This window comes from Pseudomonas sp. Root71, assembly GCF_001429045.1.
Taxonomy (GTDB): domain Bacteria; phylum Pseudomonadota; class Gammaproteobacteria; order Pseudomonadales; family Pseudomonadaceae; genus Aquipseudomonas; species Aquipseudomonas monachiensis.
Window position 1 is genome coordinate 38,402 of sequence record NZ_LMHY01000008.1, and the last position, 15,821, is coordinate 54,222.

At 60.9% G+C, this 15,821-nt stretch carries 14 protein-coding genes; 7 read left to right on the forward strand and 7 right to left on the reverse strand.

Annotation, left to right across the window (positions count from 1 at the left end; translation table 11 throughout):
* Nucleotides 1–2: 2 nt before the first annotated feature.
* On the reverse strand, nt 3–1,349 hold the full coding sequence (locus ASD95_RS08625; protein ID WP_056723930.1) for a hypothetical protein: 1,347 nt from the start codon (nt 1,347–1,349) through the stop codon (nt 3–5).
* Nucleotides 1,350–1,629: 280 nt separating this feature from the next.
* On the opposite strand from ASD95_RS08625, the gene ASD95_RS08630 reads away from it, so the two are divergent.
* The 4 genes from ASD95_RS08630 to ASD95_RS08645 all read left to right on the forward strand — a co-directional run bounded on the left by ASD95_RS08630 (nt 1,630) and on the right by ASD95_RS08645 (nt 7,372).
* A complete protein-coding gene (locus tag ASD95_RS08630; RefSeq protein ID WP_056723931.1) occupies nt 1,630–3,075 on the forward strand; it encodes a sensor histidine kinase in 1,446 nt (481 codons plus the stop codon).
* 184 nt (nt 3,076–3,259) lie between these two features.
* Nucleotides 3,260–4,375, forward strand: a complete 1,116-nt coding sequence (locus ASD95_RS08635) for an SCO family protein (RefSeq protein ID WP_056723933.1) — start codon at nt 3,260–3,262, stop codon at nt 4,373–4,375.
* 101 nt (nt 4,376–4,476) lie between these two features.
* Nucleotides 4,477–5,970, forward strand: a complete 1,494-nt coding sequence (locus ASD95_RS08640) for a sensor histidine kinase (protein WP_056723935.1) — start codon at nt 4,477–4,479, stop codon at nt 5,968–5,970.
* Nucleotides 5,939–7,372 carry a sigma-54-dependent transcriptional regulator gene (locus ASD95_RS08645; RefSeq protein WP_056723936.1) on the forward strand — a complete coding sequence of 478 codons (1,434 nt, stop codon included), beginning with the start codon at nt 5,939–5,941 and terminating at the stop codon, nt 7,370–7,372. The genes ASD95_RS08640 and ASD95_RS08645 overlap by 32 nt, the downstream gene beginning before the upstream one ends.
* 143 nt (nt 7,373–7,515) lie before the next feature.
* Here the strand turns inward: ASD95_RS08645 and ASD95_RS08650 are convergent, their stop codons facing one another.
* The gene (locus tag ASD95_RS08650; protein ID WP_056848051.1) at nt 7,516–7,914 is read right to left on the reverse strand and encodes a hypothetical protein; all 399 of its coding nucleotides are present in this window, start codon (nt 7,912–7,914) and stop codon (nt 7,516–7,518) included.
* A gap of 172 nt (nt 7,915–8,086) precedes the next feature.
* On the opposite strand from ASD95_RS08650, the gene ASD95_RS08655 reads away from it, so the two are divergent.
* Complete coding sequence (locus ASD95_RS08655) at nt 8,087–8,893, forward strand: class I SAM-dependent methyltransferase (RefSeq protein ID WP_056723939.1); 807 nt, start codon at nt 8,087–8,089, stop codon at nt 8,891–8,893.
* A gap of 150 nt (nt 8,894–9,043) precedes the next feature.
* Here ASD95_RS08655 and ASD95_RS08660 read toward each other — a convergent pair whose 3' ends face one another.
* Nucleotides 9,044–10,084 carry an AraC family transcriptional regulator ligand-binding domain-containing protein gene (locus ASD95_RS08660; protein ID WP_056723940.1) on the reverse strand — a complete coding sequence of 347 codons (1,041 nt, stop codon included), beginning with the start codon at nt 10,082–10,084 and terminating at the stop codon, nt 9,044–9,046.
* 71 nt (nt 10,085–10,155) lie between these two features.
* On the opposite strand from ASD95_RS08660, the gene ASD95_RS08665 reads away from it, so the two are divergent.
* The gene (locus ASD95_RS08665; RefSeq protein WP_056723942.1) at nt 10,156–11,070 is read left to right on the forward strand and encodes a LysR family transcriptional regulator; all 915 of its coding nucleotides are present in this window, start codon (nt 10,156–10,158) and stop codon (nt 11,068–11,070) included.
* 132 nt (nt 11,071–11,202) lie between these two features.
* On the opposite strand, the gene ASD95_RS08670 is transcribed toward ASD95_RS08665, so the two are convergent.
* Nucleotides 11,203–12,120 (reverse strand): LysR family transcriptional regulator, encoded by a 918-nt coding sequence (locus ASD95_RS08670; RefSeq protein WP_056723944.1) that lies wholly within the window; start codon nt 12,118–12,120, stop codon nt 11,203–11,205.
* Between the two features lie 97 nt (nt 12,121–12,217).
* Between ASD95_RS08670 and ASD95_RS08675 the strand changes: the two genes are divergently transcribed.
* Entirely contained in the window at nt 12,218–13,057 is an 840-nt protein-coding gene (locus tag ASD95_RS08675) for an AraC family transcriptional regulator (protein ID WP_056723946.1), read from the forward strand.
* Nucleotides 13,058–14,010: 953 nt separating this feature from the next.
* Here ASD95_RS08675 and ASD95_RS08680 read toward each other — a convergent pair.
* From ASD95_RS08680 to ASD95_RS08690, 3 genes are all read right to left on the reverse strand, one after another.
* A complete protein-coding gene (locus ASD95_RS08680) occupies nt 14,011–14,574 on the reverse strand; it encodes an NUDIX hydrolase (protein ID WP_056723948.1) in 564 nt (187 codons plus the stop codon).
* Nucleotide 14,575: 1 nt separating this feature from the next.
* Complete coding sequence (locus ASD95_RS08685) at nt 14,576–15,328, reverse strand: GntR family transcriptional regulator (protein ID WP_046042558.1); 753 nt, start codon at nt 15,326–15,328, stop codon at nt 14,576–14,578.
* An 88-nt stretch (nt 15,329–15,416) separates the two neighbouring features.
* Entirely contained in the window at nt 15,417–15,806 is a 390-nt protein-coding gene (locus tag ASD95_RS08690; protein WP_008059553.1) for a carboxymuconolactone decarboxylase family protein, read from the reverse strand.
* Nucleotides 15,807–15,821: the final 15 nt, after the last annotated feature.

Sequence of the window (15,821 nt, forward strand, 5' to 3'; positions counted from 1 at the left end):
GTTCATTGCACGATGACCACTTCTTCGGTATCGCTGCCGCCATTGGAGGACGACACACGAACCTGGGCTGGCGGAATCGGCGAGATGCCGGTGGCCAGGCTTTTCACGGCGCCGTCACCACTCAAGGCGCCGATGGCGATACCGGTGCCGGAGCTGGCGGTGAGCACCGGAGGCGACGTTTCATCGCTGGTCGAGGCCACGATGGTGATTTGCCCGGTGCTCAGGCTGTACTCGGCGCGTGAGATCGTCACCAGGTCGGTCAGCGGCATGGGCAAAATGGTCGGCGTGCTGCTGGCGATGGCCAGGTGGTTGTCGGCAGTCACCTGCAAGGTGCTCGGCAGCGTCGGATTGTTCGGCGACTGCGCATACCAGTGGCCGGTGGTGTTCGCTTCGGTGAAGTTCAGTACCGGGTTGTTGCTGTCCAGGGTCACGGTGGCCGGTGGCGGCGGGGCCAGCACGAACACGTCCTGCTGGGCCACCGGGGCGCTGGTGCCGGCTTGTCGCGAGTAGGTGCTGCGCTCGGCGATTACCGGGGTCGGCCGGACCACCTTCGACAATTTGCCGGATACGGCGAAGAGGTTGGTGCGCAAGTCCAGGCCATTGGGGCCTTCGATGCGCACGTAGTTGGTGTTGAACGGGCTGCCGGTGACGGCTTCGGCGAGGTTCGGATCACCGACGAATTGTTCGGCCTGGCCAGTGCTCGGGTTGGTTTCGGTGTAGGGACCGTTGACGCTGCGCAGGAACGGCCCGACATCGCCCTTGAGCGCACCGTCGTAGGTTTTCGGCGCACCGATGCCAATGTCCCGGGTCATGTTGATCGCCCGTCGGCCGGGAGTGTCGACGTTGAACACTTCGACGCCGTAGGGGTGGGTGATGACGTAAGTGCCGGCGGTGGGCACGTCGATGCGAACACGAATGCGGGCGAAGCTGATCTGGTCACCCTCCAGTGGATCCCCGCCACTGAAGGCTGCTTCGAGCGCCGAGACATAGGTCAGGTCGATGCCTCGGGCGGCATCGATGATGGTCGTTTCGCCTGTGGCCCAGAACGCTTCGTCGGGGAAATTGGTCGGAAAGACCAACGGTTGATTGTCATCGAAAATGCCGGGATTAGGGATCAGCGAGCACATGTAAGTCGGAGCGCCTGGCGCGCTGGCAACCCTGGAACTGACAGCCTTTGATAAACATAGGTCAAGGGTGCGGCCGTGGCTGTCTTGATACCAGGCGGCGAAATTGCCATTGGCTGGCAGGTAGGGTCCGGGGTCTACGGCAAACAGCGCTGCCTGGGCCATGCCTTGGGCTAGAGCGGTCATGACCAGGGCAGTCGCGGTTTTGCACAGTAACGGGTGCATGGGTATTCCCTCTGTCGAAGTACCTGCCCCTTGGGGATGGGGCAGTTGGCAGGGATATCGGCAACTTCCATACCAATCGGCAAAAACGCCCGTGAGAAGCCCGCAGTAAAGGCCTTGGCGCAATCGTTGGCGGCAGTACGGGAGGTTATGGCGCGGGCAACTGTCCCCCGCTTTGGGGGTGACGGGGCTGCGGGGTGGGTGGGGTATCGCAGTCCCCAGGTTCGGGCAAACGGCCATGGCTGGGCTATAAACCTATAGGGGGTTTCCGGGAACCGTGTCCATGAACACCATCGCCAAAGTACTTGCGACCGACAGCGAAGTTCGCTTGAACACGCGCAAGGAGCCGTTCAATCTGCTGCGCTGGTTTTCACTGGTCAGCATGGTGGTGATCGGCACGGTGGCGGTGGCGCTGGGGGCGGTGTCCACGCGGTTCGTGATTACCGAAAGCGTGCAGCGCGATGCGCTGTTGACCTCGCAATTCGTCCAGGCGATTGCCGCGGCCGAAGTGCGGCATGTGGCGATTCCCAACGTCAGGACCATGGGCGAGTTGCTCGACCCACGAAAAGACAAGGACTTTCCTGACGTCGACCCGCTGTCCCGTGCCAGTGCCCGTGATGAATTCCTCGACCACATCGAAAACTTGCCGGACGTGATCCTGGCCAACATCTATGCCCCCGACCGCATGGTGATCTGGTCGACCAATCCGGCCTTGATGGGCATCACCAACCGTGCCGATGAAGACCTCGACCGTGCTTTCAACGCCAAGACTTCGGTGTCGACCAGTTTCCACGGTGTGGACACATCCCGCATGGAGCAGAAGTTTGTGGAGCCCCCCAAATACATCTTCATCGAAAACTATATTCCCCTGTTGGACGCCGATGGCAGCACCGTCACGGCGATGGTCGAGATCTACAAGGAACCGCAGGACCTGATCAACCGCATGGAGCGCGGCCTGGTGCTGATCTGGCTGGCGACCGCCCTGGGCGGCGGTCTTATTTACCTGGGGCTGTACTGGATCGTGCGGCGGGCGGCGATCCTGCTGGCGACGCAGCAAAAGCAATTGATCACCAACGAAACCTTTGTGGCTCTGGGAGAGGTGTCCTCGGCGGTCGCCCACAGTCTGCGCAATCCTTTGGCGAACATCCGTTCAAGCGCCGAGTTGGCGATAGAGTTCGACAGCGGCCCGGCACACAGGAACATCAACGACATCATTGGCCAGGTCGATCGCATGTCGACATGGGTGCGGGAGTTGCTCCAGTCCCTGCGACCGCTCAATGACGAGGCGGAACCGGTGAACCTGGTGGCGGCCCTGCATGACAGCCTGATGGCTTACGAGCACCAGATCGGCAAGGCCAGGGTCAGCGTGGTGTTCGAGCCGGACCAGACGCCCATGGTGCTGAGCCAACACGTGCAACTGACCCAGATCCTCAACAGCCTGCTGTCCAATGCGGTGGAGGCCATGGACGCGGGTGGCACCCTGACCATCCAAATCGAACCGTGCGATGCCCAGAGCGTCAGCGTGAGGGTGAGCGATACCGGCAAAGGCATGAGCGAAGAACAGCGCACAATGGCCTTCCGGCCGTTTTTCACCACCAAGCAGGGCGGGCTGGGCGTCGGGCTGGTGTTGGTCAAGCGGATCATGGAGCGATTTGGCGGTGCGGTGAGCCTCGACAGCAGTGAAGGCGAGGGCACCACTGTGCGGCTGTCATTTGTTCTGGCCACCTGAAAACGGGGATGAACTACCCCCAACATTGGGTATCAATCCCCGGTCATCTCCCCGGTCATCGCCCATTGATTTTGATAAATCATTGTTTTATGGAGTGTTAGTACTTTTTTATAGAAAAACACATGATTGGCGAGGTCCTTGCAAAACCACCATTACCCCCTTCACCACATCGAGGCGGCTGGTGATGGAAAAAAAAGAGATACATTCACCACGCTCACGAGCCCTGGGCATGCACCTGGTGCTGATGCTGGTGACCGGTTTGCTGGCCAGCCAACTGCTGGTCGCCAGCCAGCCGACGTCGACGCCCGCACCTGCCCCGGCATCCACTGGCGAATCCGCTGTCGTTGAAGCCGTCACTCCGTGGGGGGCCGACTATTTCCCCAACACCCCGCTGACCGACCAGGACGGACAGCCGCTGCATTTTTTCGATGACTTGATCAAAGACAAGGTGGTGGTGATCAACTTCATTTTCACCTCGTGCAGCGACTCCTGCCCCCTGGAAACCGCGCGCTTGCGTCAGGTGCAGAAACTGCTGGGGGATCGGGTCGGCAAGGACATCTTCTTCTACTCCATCAGCATCGACCCCTTGAGCGATACCCCCGAGGTGCTCAAGGCCTATGCGCAACGCTTCCAGGTCGGGCCCGGGTGGAAATTCCTCACAGGGGAATTCGCCGACGTCACCGACCTGCGCAAAAAACTGGGGCTGTTCATCGAAGGCGTCGATAACGGGCGCAATAAGGACCACAACCTGAGTCTTATCGTCGGCAACCAGGCAACGGGTCGCTGGATGAAAGCCTCGCCGTTCGAAAACCCGTGGATTCTGGCCGATCAACTGGCCAATACCCTGCATAACTGGAAACAGCCCAGTGTCGAAGAAAGCTATGTCGATGCACCGGAAATTCGCCCGCCGAGCAATGGCGAAGAGCTGTTTCGCACCCGCTGCGCCTCTTGCCACAGCCTCGGTCCGCTGGACGGGCAGGGCATCGGCTTGCGCAGCATCGGCCCGGACCTGATCGGTGTGACCTACCAGCGCGATCCGGCCTGGCTCAAGCGCTGGATCCGCGAACCTGACCGCATGCTCGAGGAAAAGGACCCGATTGCGATGGAGCTGTTCGAGCGCTACAACCGGATCTCGATGCCCAACTTGCGCCTGGATGCGAAATCCGCCCAGTCCCTCATCGATTTCCTGCGAGAAGAAACCGACCGTCAGCATCCGCCAGCGGCGCCCTTGGTCAGTGTGAAGGAGGAGCCTGAACAACATCATTCGGTCGCGCACCCCGAGACGCCCCGGGTGCAGTAGTGTCAAAAAAATCACGCGGGTCGGTCAAGGCAGTCAATGCCACCTACACTGATCCTGAAAGCGGCTGAAAAGGCTCGATTTCAGGCACCCAGGACACAGCCATGCAGATACTCGAACAACAAAAAGTAGCTGCGCCGCAGGCTCCGGTAGCACAACGCAAGGGTTGGCGGCCGCAGTTCAACTTGCTGCGCTGGTTTTCCCTGGCAAGCTTTCTGATCATCGCTGTGGTGGCACTGGGGTTGGGTTACATCTCCACGCGCTTTGTTGTCGATGAAAGTATCGAGCGTGATTCGATGCTGACCGCCCAGTTCATCCAGTCCATTGGCGAGGCCGAAATCCGGCATGCCGGCATTGCCCCAGGGCGGACCATGGGTGAAATGCTCGACCCGCGCATGGACGATGCCTACCCCGACGTCAACCCCGTATCCCGGGCCGCCGCCCGCGCTGAGTTTCTCGACCATGTGAGGCATCTGCCGGACATCCTGCTGGCGACGGTGTACGCCCTGGACCGCACCGTGGTCTGGTCGACCAACTCCGATTTGATTGGCGTGCGCATCGAAGATGACTTTGAACTGGACGAGTCCTTCGAAATGAAATCGCCGGTGTCCACCAGCTACCACGAAATCGATGAGGAGCGTCCCGAGCAGCGCTTGCTGCGCGAACCGGAGTATTTGTTCGTCGAGAACTACATTCCGATGTTCAACGCCGACCGAAGCAAAGTGATTGCCATGGTGGAAATCTATAAGGAGCCGCTGGATCTGGTGGAGCGCATTCAGCGTGGCTTCAAGGCGATCTGGCTGGCCACGCTGATCGGCGGGGCGGCCATTTACCTGGGGCTGTTCTGGATCGTGCGGCGCGCGGCGACGCTGTTGCAGAGCCAGCAGAAACAACTGATCGCCAACGAGACCTTTGTCGCCCTTGGCGAGATGTCCTCGGCGGTGGCCCACAGCTTGCGCAACCCGCTGGCCAATATCCGTTCCAGCGCCGAACTGGCCCAGGACATCGCCAGCCAGACCGCACAGAAAAACATTGGCGACATCATCAGTCAGGTCGACCGCATGTCGCGCTGGGTCCGTGAATTACTGGTGTCGTTGCGGCCGATGAATGACGACTGTGAAACGGTCGATCTGGTGCTGGCCCTCGAAGACACCCTGAGTGCCTTTGAGTCCCTGATCAAACGGTCGGGCGTCGAGGTGCGTTTCTCTCCTGTCAGCGTGCCACCGGTCGTCAGCCAGCAGGTGCTGCTCACGCAAATACTCAATAGCCTGTTTGCTAATGCACTGGAAGCAATGCCCAAGGGCGGCGTGCTGACGATCGAGATCGATTCCTCGGTGTCCGGCGACGTGAGAATGACATTGACCGACACCGGCAAGGGCATCTCAAAACAACAGCAGCAAATGGTCTTCAAGCCGTTTTTCACCACCAAGCAAGGTGGGTTGGGCGTGGGCCTGGCCCTGGTCAAAAGAATAATGGAGCGGTTTGACGGCTCGGTCGAACTGACCAGCCGGGAGCAGGAAGGAACCCGTGTTTGTCTCAATTTCAAAGTGGCAACGGGAGGGGCATATGGAGCACAGCATTCTGCTGGTCGAGGATGACGAAATCCTCGCCGAGAATATTCAGACTTACCTGGAGCGCAAGGACTTCGAGGTGACCGTCTGCCACTCGGCTGAAGATGCACTGGAGCAATTGGGTTCTTTCGCGCCTGACGTGGTACTGACCGACAACTCGTTGCCAGGCATGAGTGGTCACGACTTGATCCAGAAGCTGCGCATCAGCGCGCCGGATCTGAAAGTGATCATGATGACCGGCTACGGCAACGTCGAAGACGCCGTGGTGGCGATGAAAGAGGGCGCCTTTCACTACGTCACCAAACCCGTGGCCCTGCCAGAGCTCAAGCTGCTGCTGGACAAGGCCCTGGCCACCGACCGCATGGAGCGCACGCTGTCGTTTTACCAGGAGCGCGAGGCCCAGAAGTCGGGGGTACAGGCACTGATTGGCGAATCGGCACCGATGGCGTACCTCAAGGGCACCATCACCCAGTTGCTCGACGCCGAGCGGCGCATGGCCAACAGCGACCTGCCGCCGGTACTGGTCGAAGGCGAGACAGGCACCGGCAAGGAACTGGTGGCCCGGGCCTTGCACTTCGACGGCCCGCGCGCCAAAGGCCCGTTCATTGAATTCAACTGTGCTTCGATCCCGTCCAATCTGGTGGAATCGGAACTGTTCGGCCACGAGAAGGGCGCCTTCACCGACGCCAAGGATCGTCGCATGGGGCTGGTGGAAGCGGCCGACGGCGGCACGCTGTTCCTCGATGAAATCGGTGAAATGGACTTGCTGCTGCAAGCCAAGCTGCTGAAACTGCTGGAAGACCGGACCATTCGCCGGGTCGGTTCGGTAAAGGAACGCAAGGTCGATCTGCGGGTGATCAGCGCCACCAACTGCAATCTCGAACAGATGGTCCAGCAAGGCAAATTCCGCCGTGACCTGTTCTTCCGCCTGCGCATCATTTCCATCAAGGTGCCGCGCCTGTATGCCCGTGGCGCCGATATCCTGCTGCTGGCCCGGCACTTCCTGGCGCTACATGGCAAACGCTACGGCAAGCCGAACCTGCATTTCAGCGACCAGGCCGAAGATTTGCTGCTCAGCTACAGCTGGCCGGGCAACGTGCGCGAATTGCGCAACATGCTGGAGCAAACCGTGTTGCTGGCGCAAAGCGACACCATTGCCGCCCATCAGTTGAACGTCTGCCTGAGCCTGATGGATGAGCCACCGATGTTTCATCACGAGCCAGCACATTTCAGTGAACAGCGTGCGTCCTTCAACGGCAGTGATTCCATGAACCTGCCGGAAGTGGAGCGCGACATGGTGCGCAAGATGCTCGACAAGACCGATTGGAACGTCACCAAATCGGCACGCCTGCTGGGTCTGAGCCGTGACATGTTGCGCTACCGGATCGAAAAACTCGGCCTCGCCCGTCCGGACAAGCGCCAGTGGTAGGGGGCGTTCTCAATTAGTTTCCCTACCGCGCCGGGTCTGCTGTTGTGCAGGGCAAGGCGCGAGAAGCGTAGTTTGGTCATTCCAAATCAGCTTCGAGCAACACAGCCCTGCACAACAGCAGGCCCGGCCCTTCGGGTTGTGCCTTAAAGCTGGCCATGCTGCGTTGCCTGCAACACCGGGCCTTCCCTCAGACAGGACATCATGCAACTGGGGTTCTCGACTTCCTGGTTGACGTACACGCCACGCTCCGGATCGTAGGAGCGGATAAACACCCGGACCGTGGCGTCGGCCACTGTCGGCAGGCGCGAGTCGGAAAACACGTGCTCGCTGGAAACCGGGATGAAATTCCCGGGTGCGGTCGGGATGTACGAGCCCGGCGGGATGATGTTCATCGACGGTGGTGCGGGGTGCGCGAAGGGTTGGTCGGCGCCGTAATAGTTGAATTCGCTGCTGTAGTTGGTGGTGGGCAAGTCGTCGGCGTGGACGACAGCGGTTGCGCCCAGGCAGACGGCGAGCAAAAGCGTCAGGTCGGTCTTTTTCATGGCAACACCTGCTAGATCGGTTTAACCACATTACCCTCAAGGTCTTTAACTATAGCTGGCGCCGTGGACAGCCGTCGATGCTGCGCGGATTACAAGTTCACAACACCTGCCCGGATGAGGTTGATCTAGACTCCGGCCGGTCAAATCGACGACCCGGACCCTGGAGCATGCAATGGAACTGCCGACAAAAGAACAAGCCATCGCCAGTAACCGCGAGGCCTGGAATGATTCCGCCCGTCACCATAAGGACTCCAGCGAATGGCAAGCCTTGTTGAAGGGCGTGGAACACGCGGATTTCTCCTGCCTGGATGACACCCTGACCGCTTTGCTGACCCAGACGGGTGTCGAAGGCAAGGACGTGGTGCAACTGGGCTGCAACAACGGTCGTGAAAGCCTGTCGCTGTTCGCTTTGGGGGCGCGCAGCGTGGTGGGCGTCGACCAGTCTGAAGCCTTTCTCGGGCAGGCACGGGAACTGGCGTCCCGCTCGCCCCACGCGCCGCAATTCATCGAAGCGGACATCCACCACTTGCCGGTCGAACTGCAGGAGCGCTTTGACCTGGCGCTGATCACCATCGGGGTCTTGAACTGGATGCCGGACATCGGTGAGTTCTTCCACCATGTGGCGCGCACGCTGAAGCCGGGTGGCGCACTGGTGGTGTACGAAACCCACCCGTTCCTGGAAATGCTCGACCCCGAGGCGGCCGATCCTTTTCGTCTGGCCAGTTCATACTTCCGCCGCGAACCGTTCATACAGCACGAACCGATCGTCTACGAAGGCAAGATCGAACAGCCAGCCGCGCCGTCCTACTGGTTCGTCCACACCCTGGGCGACCTCTTCAGCGCGGCCATTGCGGCAGGGTTGCAGATCCGTCACTTCAGGGAATACCCGCACTCCAACCGCGAAGAGCTCTATGACCGCTATCAACAGCAGGTGGCGCAGCTGCCTTTGTGTTTTACGTGGGTGGTGGTGAAGGGCTGATGCCCTGGGCTCAATAGTGTGCGGGTCCTGCTGGCCCCATCGCGAGCAAGCTCGCTCCCAAAGGTGTTCAGTGTCGTACGCCGGTCTTGCAAACGACAAAATGGGGGGACGCAAAAAACCAAGGCACCCGTGGCGCACGGGCGTGGTTTTCTATTGACCTTGCCGGGTTCGCCAGGCTCCCGGCGCGCACCCCAGCCACCGCAGGCAGGCACGGTTGAAGCTTTGCACATCGCTGTAGCCCAGGCGGTCGGAGATCTCCACCAGCTCCAGGTCCGTTCCCTGCAAAAAGTCTTCGGCCCGGTAGCGGCGGTATTCGTCGAGCAACTCTGAAAAACTCCAGCCCAATGCCTTCAAGCGTCGGGCGGCGGTGCGCTCGAGCAAGTGCTGGGTGGTACAGAATTGCTGCCAGTTGGCCCCGGCGAGGTCGCCGATCAAATGGTCGCAGACTTGCTCGAGCAAGGTCGGTTCGCTGTTGCGTCGGGTCTGCTCCAGCAGCTCTATCAGCGTGTTTTCCAGGTCATGATTGCCCGGCGTCAACGGGATGACGAACAGCTGCGGATCGAGGCGGATCGAGTGCTGCGCCTGTCCCCATTGCACCGGTGCGCGAAAGGCTTGTTGATGGTCCTGCGCATTGGCCGTGCAAGCGCCGGCCAGCCCGACGCCCAGAACCGGATCACGCTCCAGGCCGCTGGCGAGGAACTTTCGCCGCAACATGCTGCACAGGCTGATGAGGATGTAATCGGTGGTCGCCGCGCTGGCTTTCACGCTGCCACGGTCGAGCAGGCGTAATTCGACGCTGTCGTCGCCGCGCACGATCCGGGCCTGGAAGTGCCCGTTGAAAAACGGAAAGAAGCGCACGAAATACTGGCAGGCGCTGTCCAGTGAGGCGGCCACGTCGAACAGGTATGTCAGTCCGTTGGTGGCGGTGGAAACGAAACGCCGGCCAGCCGCCAGGCCGATCAGCGGGTCGCCGGTCTGCTCCAGGGCAAACGCCCAGAAGCGCCGCGACATGAACAGCGGAATGCGCATGAATGGCGTGCGCAACTCGAACAGGCTGCGGCGAAACAGGCCTTCGATACTGTCCCGGTCCACGCCACGGGCCAGCAACTCTTCGATCGCCGGCAACAGGGTCGGCGCATAGAACGCGTTGGGTATCGATTGATCGTGCAGTGGCTGATCGCTTTTTGTCATGTAGGGCTCACAGCTTGTTCCGGAACACTGGTTAGGCTGCCCGACGTTAAGCGATTTGCCGGAGCAAGACCATGCTTGATTTACGCCAGCTCGATTTGAACCTGTTGCTCGCCTTCGATGCGATTTACCAGCAGCGTAGCGTCACCCGTGCGGCCGAGGTGATGTGTCTGTCGCAACCGGCCATGAGCAATGCGTTGCGTCGCCTGCGGGAATTGTGCGGCGACCCGCTGTTCATCAAGAGTCGCCTGGGGGTGACGCCGACACTGGTCGCCCATCGTCTGGCTGACTACGTGCGTGCCGCGCTAGAGTCATTGCGCGATGGCTTGCGCATGATTCCCGCCGCGCGGCAGAGCAATCCGCTGCTGCGCATCAGTTGTCTGGACTGCCTGCAACCGGTGTTGCTCGATGCCTTGCTCGAATCGCCCCACGCCGATTGGCAGGTGCGTTATTTCCAGCCCCGGCGCCGTGACGCCCTGCAGGATCTGGCCAGCGGCAAGCTGGATATCCTGATCGACCTCGACCAGCCGCTGGCCGGACTTGCCGGCCTGCACAAACAGGCACTGCCCGCCGACCATTACGTGTTCGCCTATGGCGCTGCGCTCAAGGAACCGCCGCGCACCCTGCAGGCGTATCTGGAGCAGCCGCAGATCCAGGTATCCAGCCGCCGCGACGGGCTCAGCCCGGTGGACTTGCAGCTTGGTTTGAAAGGCCTGAGGCGGAATGTGGCGATGAGCACCCAAAGCACCCTGGCCGCGAAGCTGATCGCCGATCGCCAGCCGTTCGGCATCAGCCTGCCAAGCCGGGTCGCCAACGTGCTGGGCCTGCAACACGTGCCGCTGCCCCTGGACGAACCGGTGGAATTGAAATTGGCGCTGTACATCGAGTCGCGCTATCGCTTCGAGCGCAGCCGCGAGGAGGCGATGCATTGCCTGCTGCGCGCCCTCGGTGAGCCCCGGGCATTGCAAGCGCTGGCGCGGCGTGCATGATGTGGAGACAGCAACGCCAAACCCTGTGGGAGCGAGCTTGCTCGCGATAGCGGTGTGTCATTCAAAACGATGTCGACTGACACGGCCCCATCGCGAGCAAGCTCGCTCCCACAGGGGGCATTGGTTGCTCGACTAATTCGACGCCAGCAAGCGCCGGTCAACCGTCAGCACCGCATCGACCATCGCCAGCGCGGCCGGTGTCAGGGAATGCCCGGCACGGCTGACAATGCCGTAGTGCAATTGCAGGCCGGGATCGTCCTTGGGCACATCGGCAAACTCCAGCAGGTGGATCAGGCCCTGATCGACCAGTTCGGCCAAGGCCTCCACGGTGGCGATACCCACCGCGTCGGAGCGCATCACCACACGGCGGATCGCATCGAATTGCGCGCATTCCACACTCGGGTTGAAGTCCGCCTCGCCCTGCACGTCGGCGAGGATCTTGCGGATCATCGGCGGTATCCGCGTGCCGACCACCGCGTAGTCGAGCAGGGCGCGCAGGGTCGGGTTCTGCTGCTGCACCAAGGGATGACCGACACGGCAAAAGAACCGCCCGCGTCGAGGGCGCAGCAGCTGAACCTGGTATTGCGGGTCGCCGGTGAAGTACCGCGCGTCGGCCACCAGGAATTCGATCTGCTGCTCACGAAGCCAGACCGCCAGTTGCTCCCAGTCGCCCTGGTGGAAACTGATGCGGATCGCCGGGTGCGCCTGGATGAATTCCGCCAGCGCCTCGGGCACCAGCACCTGGGCCGGGTACGGGCCGCAGCCGAAGTGCAACTCGCCACCGGTCAGGCCGTTGTATTGCGTCAGTTCGTTGTGCAAGGCCTGGCTGCCGGCGAGCAGGCGCCGGGCGTGTTGCAGCACCAGTTCACCCTGGCCAGTCAGGCGGAATTCGCGACTGCTGCGTTCTACCAGCGCGCAGTCGAGGTCGCGCTCCAGGGTCTGGATGCTGCGACTGAAGGCGGGTTGGCTGAGGTTGATCGCCTCGGCGGCCCGGCCGAAGTTGCGGTAATCGGCCAGGGCGACAAGGTGGCGGAGTTGTCGTAGGTCCATCATGCGTCTCCTGCATTCGGCGGATACTTTTAATGCATTGGATCGATAGCACAGAGGCTGGCATAAGTACACGCCTGTCTTCTCGCCGTAACCTGCCATGACCCCTCAACTGTTCATTTCCAGCGCCTTCACCCGCACCATTCTCAGCCATGCCCGGCAGTCCGGCCTGTGTCAGGACCAACTGCTGGAACGGGCCGGCATCTGCCTGTCATTGCTCGAAGGGCAGGACCTGCATGTGCCCGTGCATCTGGTCGAACGCCTGTGGAGTGAATGCGAACGTGCGGGCGCGGGGGTGTCGTTTGGTTGCGATCTGGTCAACGGCATGGCGACCACTACGCTGCGGGGGTTGAACATTCTGCTGGACTCCGCCGCGACCCTGCGGGCGAGCCTGGCGTGTTTCACCGATTTCCTGCCGCGGGTAACCAATTACGTGGTGGCGGAATTGGAGGAGGGTGACGGGCAGGCTCGTTTGCACTTGCGCAGTGCTGACCGTCAGCCACATTTTTTCGGCCTCGATGCGGCGACCCTGACGTTGGTGCGCAACATCGCCCGACGTTTGGGGCGAGCGCCGGCCGAGGTGTTCATCGCGGTCCAACTGACACCGCAACAGGCTGCCGGGCAATGGTTGCGTAGCGCTGGTGTCGAGGTGCTGGAGGGTTCACATCCGTGCCTGAGCCTGCCGGCTGCCAGTCTCGATGAGCCTCTGCTCGGGGCCAACGGGTTTTTGCATCAGAGTATGTTGCGTCACTGGCAGACTGCGGCGGTGCAGCATACCCGCAGTGACAGCCTGGAGATGGCGCGGCACTGGTTGACGGCGGGGGATCAGCCGATCGAGCGGATTGCCGAGCGGTTGGGGTATCGGCAACCGAGTAATTTCATTCGGGCGTTTCGCAAGCAGTTCGGGATTACTCCGAAGCAGTTTCGTCTTGGTTTGTAGTTTTGGTTGAGTACATATCCGTTGCTGCGGTAACGGCGACTTATGGTTTCGCCCTTACGGCGAGTCCCTTTGGCAAACGCCCCAAAGGAACCAAAGGTCTCGCCCCGAACGTACGGCCCCTCGCCTGGGCTCGGGGTTCCTTCGCTGCGGTATTCATCCGGGGGCATTGCCCTCCGGTCGGCTTCGCTTCGACCTACATGCAATGAGTTCGACTGCGTCGAACGGCGCTNATTCATCCGGGGGCATTGCCCTCCGGTCGGCTTCGCTTCGACCTACATGCAATGAGTTCGACTGCGTCGAACGGCGCTGCGCGCCCATCCCCGGATGAACACCTCCGCTCAGCCTGCCGAGGGGGCGGGTGGATCAAGATCAAGAGCTGCAGGCGAGCTAACGCTCGGCCTGATGAGTGGTGAGAAGCGTCGGTGTACGCCGATCTGCCTTTGCTTTTCTGTGGGAGCGAGCTTGGTCCGGGCGGCGTTCCGACGATGGCGGCCTTATGGCCGACCAATCTCTTTCGGCTAAACGCATTCCCCCCTGTAGGAGCTGCCGCAGGCTGCGATCTTTTGATCTTGATTTTCCGCACCCTTCGACATTGTCAAAAATCAAAAGATCGCAGCCTCGTTGCACTCGACAGCTCCTACAGGGAAACACGCACACATCAGAACCAGGCNATTTTCCGCACCCTTCGACATTGTCAAAAATCAAAAGATCGCAGCCTCGTTGCACTCGACAGCTCCTACAGGGAAACACGCACACATCAGAACCAGGCCGGTAGGCCGCCTCGGGCGCTGTTGCGGTGCACGCCCCCTCGTGAGGCCGAATGTCAGGGGCAAGAGCGTTTGGTTACTTTGCGCCGGGCCGCGCAGGCTTTTCCAAGTGACCCGCCGTAAGGGCGGAACCTTAAGCGGCCGTTACCAAAGAAACGGATATGTACACGGTCAAAACCCGCAGCATCAGCGAATAAAGTGAATCTTCCCGCTGTCATCATTACCCATGTAGATGCCATACACCCCGGCCTGGCGCTCCTCGATATAGCGCTCAAGAATCTGCCGGATCGCCGGGTAGTAGATGCTGTCCCAGGGAATATCCTCAGGCGCGAAGAACTGGTAGTCGAGGGTTTCCGGCCCGTACTGCCCGGTGATCTCCAGCGCGATGGCGCGGAAGATGATGTACACCTCGCTGATCTGCGGCACGCTGAAGATCGAATAGGGCGAGACGATTTCCGCACGCACGCCGCTTTCTTCCCAGACTTCGCGCAAGGCCGCCTGCTCGGTGGTCTCACCGCTTTCCATGAAGCCCGCCGGCAGGGTCCAGGTGCCGGGGCGCGGTGGAATGGCGCGCTGGCACAACAGGTACTTGCCGTCCTGCTCGATGATGCAGCCGGCAATGATCTTCGGATTGACGTAATGGATGTAGCCGCAGCCGCGGCACATCAGGCGCTCGTGCGTATCGCCCGGCGGCAACTGTGACCTAAGGTCTGCGCTGCCGCACTTGGGGCAAAAGCTCGGGCTGAACATGTCAGCGACCTATGCGCGGTTCTTTCAGCGCGATGGGCTGGGTGATCGCCGGGATGTCGCCGGTTTCTTCCTGCTTGCGCTTGAGGTAGTCCAGGGCCACGGCAGCGGCTGCACGCACATGGTCGACGCATGCCTGGTGGGCGGCCAGCGGGTCACCGCCCTTGATCGCCTCGACCATGCGTTCCATTTCCTGGTTGCTGGCGCCGCGACGGTTTTCCTGGGACACCGAGGTTGCGCGCAGGTAGCTGATGCGTGCCTGCAACTGGCGCAGTTGAGTGGCCGCGACATGGTTGCCCGAGCCTTCGAGCAGCACGTCGTAGAAACCCTGCACCGAGTCGATGACCTGTTGCAGCTCGCCGTCTTTCAACGCCTTGCGGTTTTCTTCCAGGGCTTTTTCCAGGGCCTTGATGTCCTTGGCCTTGGCGCGCAGGGTGAACAGCTGAACGATCAGCCCTTCGAGCACGCAGCGCAGCTCGTAGATGTCCACGGCATCGGCCAGGGTGATGATCGCGACACGCGGGCCCTTGGCGTCGGCGAATTCCACCAGGCCTTCGGATTCAAGATGACGCAAGGCTTCGCGCACGGAAGTACGGCTGACGCCCAGGCGATCGCACAGATCGCGTTCGACCAGACGGTCTCCCGGCAGGAGCTGGAAGTTCATGATGGCGCTTCGCAGTTTATCCAGCACGATTTCGCGCAGGGTAACGGGGTTGCGATTGACCTTGAAGCTGTCGTCGAGTGGCAGGCGTTTCATGGGGTCCGCTCTGATTGTGGCTGTCCATGCAAAAAGAACACTTCGATTACGGGAATCTGGGTGCCCGGTCAGATCAAACAGCCAAGGGTTAACTGGAGGCCTCGGCATCGGCTTCGGCGAAGGCTTCACGGGCGAGCCGGAAACTGTCTACGGCAGCGGGGACACCGCAATAAATGCCGACCTGAAGCAATATTTCGCGTATTTGCTCACGACTCAGGCCGTTACGCAAGGCACCGCGCACATGCAGCTTGAGTTCATGGGGCCGGTTGAGGGCCGAGATCATCGCTAGGTTGATCATGCTGCGCTCCTTGAGCGACAAACCCTCACGACCCCAGACATGACCCCAACAATATTCGGTGACCATTTCCTGCAACGGTCGAGTGAAGTCGTCGGCGTTCTCGATGGAACGGTTGACGTAGGCCTCGCCCAGCACCTGGGTGCGGATCTTCAGGCCTTTTTCGTATTTTTCGTTGCTCATTTGCGTCGCTCCCGT

What these genes read in the sequence shown, in the direction of transcription:
- ASD95_RS08625 (WP_056723930.1), bottom strand. Translation starts at nt 1,349, where the DNA reads ATGCACCCGTTACTGTGCAAAACCGCGACTGCCCTGGTCATGACCGCT.
- ASD95_RS08630 (WP_056723931.1), top strand. Translation starts at nt 1,630, where the DNA reads ATGAACACCATCGCCAAAGTACTTGCGACCGACAGCGAAGTTCGCTTG.
- ASD95_RS08635 (WP_056723933.1), top strand. Translation starts at nt 3,260, where the DNA reads ATGGAAAAAAAAGAGATACATTCACCACGCTCACGAGCCCTGGGCATG.
- ASD95_RS08640 (WP_056723935.1), top strand. Translation starts at nt 4,477, where the DNA reads ATGCAGATACTCGAACAACAAAAAGTAGCTGCGCCGCAGGCTCCGGTA.
- ASD95_RS08645 (WP_056723936.1), top strand. Translation starts at nt 5,939, where the DNA reads ATGGAGCACAGCATTCTGCTGGTCGAGGATGACGAAATCCTCGCCGAG.
- ASD95_RS08650 (WP_056848051.1), bottom strand. Translation starts at nt 7,914, where the DNA reads ATGAAAAAGACCGACCTGACGCTTTTGCTCGCCGTCTGCCTGGGCGCA.
- ASD95_RS08655 (WP_056723939.1), top strand. Translation starts at nt 8,087, where the DNA reads ATGGAACTGCCGACAAAAGAACAAGCCATCGCCAGTAACCGCGAGGCC.
- ASD95_RS08660 (WP_056723940.1), bottom strand. Translation starts at nt 10,084, where the DNA reads ATGACAAAAAGCGATCAGCCACTGCACGATCAATCGATACCCAACGCG.
- ASD95_RS08665 (WP_056723942.1), top strand. Translation starts at nt 10,156, where the DNA reads ATGCTTGATTTACGCCAGCTCGATTTGAACCTGTTGCTCGCCTTCGAT.
- ASD95_RS08670 (WP_056723944.1), bottom strand. Translation starts at nt 12,120, where the DNA reads ATGGACCTACGACAACTCCGCCACCTTGTCGCCCTGGCCGATTACCGC.
- ASD95_RS08675 (WP_056723946.1), top strand. Translation starts at nt 12,218, where the DNA reads ATGACCCCTCAACTGTTCATTTCCAGCGCCTTCACCCGCACCATTCTC.
- ASD95_RS08680 (WP_056723948.1), bottom strand. Translation starts at nt 14,574, where the DNA reads ATGTTCAGCCCGAGCTTTTGCCCCAAGTGCGGCAGCGCAGACCTTAGG.
- ASD95_RS08685 (WP_046042558.1), bottom strand. Translation starts at nt 15,328, where the DNA reads ATGAAACGCCTGCCACTCGACGACAGCTTCAAGGTCAATCGCAACCCC.
- ASD95_RS08690 (WP_008059553.1), bottom strand. Translation starts at nt 15,806, where the DNA reads ATGAGCAACGAAAAATACGAAAAAGGCCTGAAGATCCGCACCCAGGTG.